The sequence below is a fragment of the Oleiphilus sp. HI0125 genome (genome assembly GCF_001635355.1).
Window position 1 is genome coordinate 1 of sequence record NZ_LWGF01001020.1, and the last position, 1,469, is coordinate 1,469.

Genomic DNA, 1,469 nt, shown 5'->3' on the forward strand with positions numbered 1-1,469 from the left:
TAAACCGCTTAAAATGCCTTGGCTGAGCGCATCTGAGAGTTTTTTAAGTGCTTTTGGTGGGAGTTCTTCCGTACCAAGTTCAATCAGGAAATCTTTGCTAGACACGATTACTTACTCCCTTTGTCTGCATTGGCGGCTTCGGTTTTTGCGATCACTTCATCACGCAGCGCATCTGACGCGAGAGGGAAACCAAGCTTCATTCTGGTATCGAAATAAGATTGTGCAACGGCGCGTGCAAGACTGCGAACACGAAGGATAAAGCGTTGACGTTCGGTCACAGAAATAGCATGACGTGCATCTAGCATGTTGAACGTGTGTGACGCCTTCAAAACAAGTTCGTATGCTGGAAGTGGAAGGCCTAGTTCAATCAAACGTTGGCTTTCAGACTCATAAGTGTCGAAGTTCTTGNACAAAGATGGAACGTCAGCTTGTTCAAAGTTGTATGTCGACATTTCTACTTCGTTTTGATGGAATACGTCACCGTATGTGACGTCGCCGTCAGGGCCATGTGCCCATACTAAGTCGTATACGCTGTCGACGCCTTGCAAATACATTGCAATACGTTCTAGTCCGTAGGTGATTTCGCCGGTGACTGGATAGCATTCAATGCCGCCAACCTGTTGGAAGTAGGTGAACTGAGTAACTTCCATGCCGTTGAGCCAAACTTCCCAACCAAGACCCCACGCACCTAGTGTTGGTGATTCCCAGTTATCTTCGACAAAGCGAATGTCGTGAACGAGTGTGTCAATCCCCATGGCTTTTAATGACTCAAGATACAACTCTTGAATATTGAGAGGAGATGGCTTCATCACAACTTGGAATTGATAGTAGTGCTGAAGGCGATTTGGGTTTTCGCCATAGCGACCATCAGTTGGACGACGACTTGGTTGAACATAGGCTGCATTCCAAGTTTCAGGGCCAATCGCTCGTAGGAATGTAGCAGGGTGAAATGTGCCTGCGCCGACTTCCATATCGAGGGGCTGAAGAACAACACAGCCCTTACTCGCCCAAAAATTTTGTAAGGCTAAAATTAGCCCCTGAAAGGTTTTTACATCTGGATTGGATTGTTCAGCCACAACTCAAGCACCCGTAGTTAATTCATTATATTTTCGTTGCTTTGACAAAAAAGCGAGAAAAAGGAGCGGCATTATACACTAAGCTATTCGCCGCTCGCTCACTTATTGCTTGATATATTTCAAAATTTCAACCACTTGCTCGGGTGTTTCTGCGACAGCCATCGCGGCACCGTCAACTTCTTTGAGTGGGTGCGTTAATTCTGGGTCATGAATCACAACGATTGGCTTGCCTTTGCCAATAGCAATGCCTGCTTCAAATGCAGCATTCCATTGCTTGTATTTTGGTCCGAAACGTACCACGGTAAGATCAGCCTTTTCGATTGCATTCATTGCGCGCAATGAATTGATCTTTGCTGCTTTATGATCCTTCCAGAAGTTGTTTTCTTCTTCACC

General features: G+C 45.8%; 2 protein-coding genes. Both read right to left on the reverse strand.

The window, feature by feature from the left end; genetic code table 11:
• Positions 1-107 precede the first annotated feature (107 nt).
• Entirely contained in the window at positions 108-1,076 is a 969-nt protein-coding gene (gene glyQ / locus A3762_RS17485; protein WP_068756858.1) for a glycine--tRNA ligase subunit alpha, read from the reverse strand.
• A gap of 102 nt (positions 1,077-1,178) precedes the next feature.
• A partial coding sequence (locus A3762_RS17490; protein ID WP_197469351.1) for a YtoQ family protein occupies positions 1,179-1,469 on the reverse strand: 291 nt, incomplete at its 5' end.